This window comes from Paucibacter sp. XJ19-41 (assembly GCF_028462495.1).
Taxonomy (GTDB): domain Bacteria; phylum Pseudomonadota; class Gammaproteobacteria; order Burkholderiales; family Burkholderiaceae_C; genus Roseateles_E.
Genome location: NZ_JAQOWX010000183.1, coordinates 1 through 3976 on the forward strand (window position 1 = coordinate 1; position 3976 = coordinate 3976).

Annotated in this window: 5 protein-coding genes; 1 reads left to right on the forward strand and 4 read right to left on the reverse strand. The window is 69.2% G+C overall.

The window, feature by feature from the left end; translation table 11 throughout:
• On the reverse strand, window positions 1-1868 hold a 1868-nt coding region (locus PO768_RS27070), incomplete at its 3' end, for a heavy metal translocating P-type ATPase (protein ID WP_272648537.1).
• A 59-nt stretch (window positions 1869-1927) separates the two neighbouring features.
• Here PO768_RS27070 and PO768_RS27075 point away from each other — a divergent pair.
• Window positions 1928-2371: a DUF192 domain-containing protein gene (locus PO768_RS27075; RefSeq protein ID WP_272648538.1), complete on the forward strand. Its 444-nt coding sequence runs from the start codon at window positions 1928-1930 to the stop codon at window positions 2369-2371.
• 33 nt (window positions 2372-2404) lie between these two features.
• Here the strand turns inward: PO768_RS27075 and PO768_RS27080 are convergent, their stop codons facing one another.
• From PO768_RS27080 to PO768_RS27090, 3 genes are all read right to left on the reverse strand, one after another.
• The gene (locus PO768_RS27080; RefSeq protein ID WP_272648539.1) at window positions 2405-2788 is read right to left on the reverse strand and encodes a DUF3597 domain-containing protein; all 384 of its coding nucleotides are present in this window, start codon (window positions 2786-2788) and stop codon (window positions 2405-2407) included.
• Window positions 2789-2908: 120 nt separating this feature from the next.
• Window positions 2909-3490, reverse strand: coding sequence for a superoxide dismutase (locus PO768_RS27085; RefSeq protein ID WP_262968463.1), 582 nt, complete (start codon window positions 3488-3490; stop codon window positions 2909-2911).
• 68 nt (window positions 3491-3558) lie between these two features.
• A partial coding sequence (locus PO768_RS27090) for an exodeoxyribonuclease VII large subunit (protein WP_272648540.1) occupies window positions 3559-3976 on the reverse strand: 418 nt, incomplete at its 5' end.

Sequence of the window (3976 nt, forward strand, 5' to 3'; positions counted from 1 at the left end):
GTGATGCCGGCCCGCGCCGCCATCGCCGCCGCGCGCTCGGGCGCATCGCCAGACAGCAGCAAGGTCTGCAGGCCCTGCTCGTGCAGTCGCGCGACCGCCTCGCGGGCATCGGCGCGCAAGACCTCGCCGAACTGCAGCAGCAGCACAGCCTCGCCGGGCCGGCCGAAGCACAGCTGGGCCTCGGGCAGGGCTGAGTCATTCGGCAAGACCTGACCCTCCGCCACCCAGGCCGGCGCACCCAGACGCCAGATATTCCCCTCGGCGTCCAGCGCCTGCAGGCCGCGCCCCGGCAACTCCTGCACGTCGTGCCAGCCAGTCGGCGCTGCGGCGGCCGCAGCCACCAGCGCACGCGCGAACACATGCTGGGAGTGCTGTGCCAGCGCGGCGGCCTCGGCGAGCAGCGCGCCGGGCTCGACCGGCCAGCTCCGCAGCAAGGCCATGCCCTCCTCGGTCAGGGTGCCGGTCTTGTCCAGCACCACGGTGTCGACCAGGGCCAGCCGCTCCAGCATGTCCAGCCGCGCCAGCAGCATGCCGCGCCGCGCCAGCGCGGCCGCAGCGGCCAGCCAGGCCGAGGGCGCGGCCAGCGACAGCGCGCAAGGGCAGGTGACGATCAGCACCGAGACCGCCACCCAGACGGCGCGCTGCGGATCGATCTGGCTCCAGACCAGGGCCGCGCCGGCCGCCAGCGCCAGCACCGTCCATAAAAACGGGCCGGCCACCCGATCGGCCAGGCGCAGCTCGGCCGGGCGCTGGGTCAGGGCCTTGCGCATCAGGCGCACGATGGCGTCGAAGCGGGTGTCGGCACCGACGCGCAGGACCCGCACGAGCAGCGAGCCGCTCAGATTCAGGCTGCCGGCCACGACCTCGTCGCCCACCGTCTTGGGCACCGGCCGCGACTCGCCGCTCAGCAGCGCCTCGTCGGCCTCGCTGCGGCCCTGCTCGATGCGCCCGTCGGCGGCAAAGGCCTGGCCGGCCGCGACACGCAGCAGATCGCCGACGCGCAGCTGGGCCGGGCTCACGCGGCGGCCGCTGCCATCGGGCTCGATGCGCTCGACCCAGTCCGGCAGGCCGGCCGTGGCCCGTTCCAGCTCCTCGGCGACGCGGTGGCGGGCGCGCAGTTCCAGCCAGCGGCCGGCCAGCAAAAAGCAGACGAACATCGTCAGCGAGTCGAAATAGACCTCGTGGCCGAACGGCCCGCTGGGATCGAAGGTGGCGCCGCTGCTGGCCACAAAGGTCACGGCAATGCCCAGACTCACCGGCACATCCATGCCCAGGCGGCGCTGACGCAGCTGCTGCCAGGCGCTGCGGAAGAAGGGGCCGGCCGAGAACAGCAGCACCGGCAGGCTCAGCACCCAGGCGCCCCAGTTCAAAAGGCGCTGCAGATCGGCACTCATCTCACCGGGCGCGGCCACATAGATGGGCCAGGCCAGCATCATCACCTGCATCATCAGAAAGCCGGCGACGAACAGGCGCCACAGCGCGCGGCGCTGCTCGCGCTGGCGCAGCAGCCGTGCCGGCGCGGCGACATCGGGCTGGGCCTCGTAGCCGGCCCGGGCCACCGCGCGCAGCAGCTGGCTCAGCCGCACCTGCTGCGGATTCCAGCGCAGCTGCAGCCGCTCGGCCGCCGCATGGACCTCGGCGCCCAGCACCCCGGGCTCGGCCAGCAAGGCGCGCTCGATGATGCCGGCACAGGCGGCGCAATGCATGCCGGCCAACCGCAGTTGCGACGTGGCACTGTGCTCGCCGGCCCATTCGGTGAAAGCGGCCTGGGCCTCGCGCTGATCGATCACCTCCACGCCGGCCGTCAAGCCAAGCTCGGGCCGGGCAAAGCCGGCGGGCAGGGATTCGGTCAGGGTCGATGCGCTCATGGGTCGGCGGGTGTGCCTCTTGTCAGCCCATAATCTAGGAAGAACTGGCCTTCCTCGACATGACTTATATCAAGACAAGCGCAACTCTCCTACTGGTTCTCGCCCTGGGCCTGGCCCAGGCGCAGGACAAACCTCAGCAATTGCCGGTCACCCCGCTGACCGCGGGCATGCACCTGATTCAGGCCGAGGTGGCCCAGACTCAGGAGCAGCGCGCCATCGGCCTGATGCACCGGCCCAGCATGCCCACCAATGCCGGCATGCTCTTTGTCTTCGAGGAAGCCGGCGTGCAGTGCTTCTGGATGAAGAACACCTTGCTGCCGCTCTCCATCGCCTTCGTCGCCGATGACGGCAGCATCGTCACTATCGCCGAGATGCAGGCCAGGTCCGAGGCTTCGCACTGCTCGGCCAGGCCGGTGCGCGATGCGCTGGAGATGAACCAGGGCTGGTTCGCCAAGCGCGGCATCAAGGCCGGCACCCAGCTCAAGGGCAAGCCCTGGCAGTGAGCCCCAAGCCCGGCCCCGGGGCCGGGCTGGCCGTCAGAGCAGCTCTTTGGGAATGTTGCCGCCGTTGTCGGCCAGCTTTTGCAGCACGGTCTTGTGCAGCCACATATTCATCTGGGCCGAGTCGCCCATCTTGTCGGCCGGGCAAGCCAGCTCGGTGGCCAGCTCCTTGCGCGCGGCCAGGCTGCTGTCCAAGCCCAGCAGCTTCATCAGGTCGACGATGGAGAGCTTCCAGTTGAGTTTTTCAGGGTTCTTGGCGGCCAGCGCTTCGAGCTGGGCCACCACATCCACCGCCGAGATCGCCACCGGGGCGAGCGGCGCGGCCGGGGCTGTTGCCGGCGCGGCGGGGGCCGGGGCGGCCGGCTCGGCTGCAGCCGAGCCGAAACCGAGCTTGTCGAGAATCTTGCTGAACAGTCCCATCGCCATCTCCCTGTAGAGGCACCGCGACCCTCGCGATGACAACCCATCCTACAGGCAAGACCTGACCCGGACATGAAAAAAGCCGGTACAAGACCGGCTCATGCGCAAAGGCAGTGACGCTCAGGCGTAATTGGCCTGCGCGAACTCCCAGTTGACCAGATGGTTCAGGAAGGCCTCGACGAACTTGGGGCGCAGATTGCGGTAGTCGATGTAGTAGGCATGCTCCCACACGTCGACGGTCAGCAGTGCCTTGTCGGCCGTAGTCAGCGGCGTGCCGGCTGCGCCGGTGTTGACGATGTCCAGCGAGCCGTCAGCCTTCTTGACCAGCCAGGTCCAGCCGGAACCGAAGTTGCCGACCGCGCTCTTCGTGAAGGCTTCCTTGAAGGCGTCCAGGCTGCCCCACTTGGCGTTGATCGCGTCGGCCAAGGCGCCGCTCGGTGCGCCGCCGCCCTGGGGCTTCATGCAGTTCCAGAAGAAGGTGTGGTTCCAGATCTGGGCCGCGTTGTTGTAAATGCCGCCGCTGGAGGTCTTGATGATCTCTTCCAGGGTCTTGGTCTCGAACTCGGTGCCCTTTTGCAGATTGTTCAGGTTCACCACATAGGCGTTGTGATGCTTGCCATGGTGGAACTCCAGCGTCTCGGCGCTGTAGTGCGGGGCCAGGGCGTCCTTGGCATAGGGCAAGGCGGGCAAGGTATGTTCCATGTCAACTCCTCTTCAAGCTATCGTTCGGGTGGATGATTTCAGTCCGGCCGTCATTGTAGGCAGCTTGGCTATGCCCTTGGCTTTGTGGCGAGTACCTGCAGCTGCGCCTCGCCGTCGGCCAGCACCGCATGCACCTGGGCCTGCGGCTTCAGCTGCTGCACCGAGCTCAGCGCCCGCCCCTGGCCGTCGTCCAGCCAGGCGTAGCCGCGCGACAGCACGCGCTTGGGGTCCAGCGCCTGCAGCCGTGCCTGCAGGCTGTCCAGCCGCGCGGCATGGCGCTGCAGCAGGGTCTCGGCCGCCCGGCCGCGACGCTCCTGCAGGCGATCCAGCGACTGGGTCTGCCGCTCGACGGTCCGGGGCAAGGCCTGACCCCAGCGCTGGGCCAGCAGGGCGAGGCGGCGATGCTGCTGCTGCAAGGCCTCGGTCGGCCGCGCCAGGCGCAGCGCCGCGCGGTCCAGGCGCTGGGCGGCGGCGTCCAGGCGCTGG